Annotated in this window: 2 protein-coding genes; both read left to right on the top strand. The window is 58.7% G+C overall.

Translation table 11 applies throughout. The features are described 5' to 3' along the window. Positions 1-128: 128 nt before the first annotated feature. Positions 129-449, top strand: coding sequence for a hypothetical protein (locus tag HMPREF3167_RS08730; protein ID WP_070446493.1), 321 nt, complete (start codon positions 129-131; stop codon positions 447-449). Continuing rightward, positions 449-874 (top strand): hypothetical protein, encoded by a 426-nt coding sequence (locus HMPREF3167_RS08725; RefSeq protein WP_070446491.1) that lies wholly within the window; start codon positions 449-451, stop codon positions 872-874. Before HMPREF3167_RS08730 ends, HMPREF3167_RS08725 begins: the two co-directional genes overlap by 1 nt. Positions 875-974: the final 100 nt, after the last annotated feature.

The following is a 974-nucleotide window of genomic DNA, read 5'->3' as shown; positions in this document are numbered from 1 at the left end:
CCAACACGTGCCCGTGAATGGTAAGCAGCGCTTGTACGTGACACAGATCGGCAACAGTTCAACGACGGCATGGACGTACTTGTGCTGGCAGTTAGTGAAACTATGAGACGGAAGGATGAGTTTTAGGGATGAGTGATTTTGCGTTGGCGACGGTGGGTAGGATCGTCGCAGATGAGGATTTTCAGGACCGGGTTAAGGCCGCTACGGTGCGCTTGGGGGTGAGCGACCCCGCGTTTTTCATGTCGGCCTACCTATGGCACGTGGCCGCCTACGACAAGGTAGCTGTCCCTTACCAGTACGCGGTATCGAGTGAGCCGTACCCTGGCGCGCACGGGCGTATCGGGTTTGACCCGGCAGTGGTGCCCGACGCGGACATCATGGCGGCAGTGGCCTCCGCGATCACACGTTTTGAGGTGCCGTGTCACAGTGCGGATGAGGTGGACGCATAGTGGAGTTCGTTTTTAACGCTCCGCAGCTTGCCGCGTTTAGCGCGCTCGTGGTTGCGATTCTTGGCCTGGTTGGTGTCTTGTATGGGCATCGGGTGCAGTACAAGTTGGGTAAGCAGAAGGCTGAGTTGGACCGTGTGAGTTTCATGGTGGACCGGCTGGAGGCTCGGGCGAAGGAGAGTGAGGCGCGGGCGGCTGAGGCCGACGCGCGAGCGGCTGACGCGGTGAAGCGTATGGATGAGATGGATGACAAGATTTACCGTTTGCGTAATGAGCTGGGCGATTCGCGTGATGAGAATTCTGAGTTGAAGGTGCGCCTGGGGCTGATGGAAGCGAAGGTGGACGCCGCCGAAGAATACATTGTGGAGCTTTTGGCGTGGGGTGAGGATGGTGCCCCGCCTCCGCCGCCCGCTCGTCGCATGGGCTAGGAGATAGACGATGAGGGCCCAAAAAATGCCTACAGGTCAAGATTTGATTAACTATATGGCCGCCCGGAGGGGGCGGTTTTCTTATGCCAACACGCGCCCG

Origin of the sequence: Trueperella sp. HMSC08B05 (assembly GCF_001808405.1) — a bacterium.
Classification (GTDB): Bacteria; Actinomycetota; Actinomycetes; order Actinomycetales; family Actinomycetaceae; genus Trueperella; species Trueperella bernardiae.
This window is presented reverse-complemented; position numbering and strand designations above follow the sequence as displayed.

Coding starts and splice junctions, on each gene's coding strand:
- HMPREF3167_RS08730 (WP_070446493.1), top strand. CDS start 129: ATGAGTGATTTTGCGTTGGCGACGGTGGGTAGGATCGTCGCAGATGAG.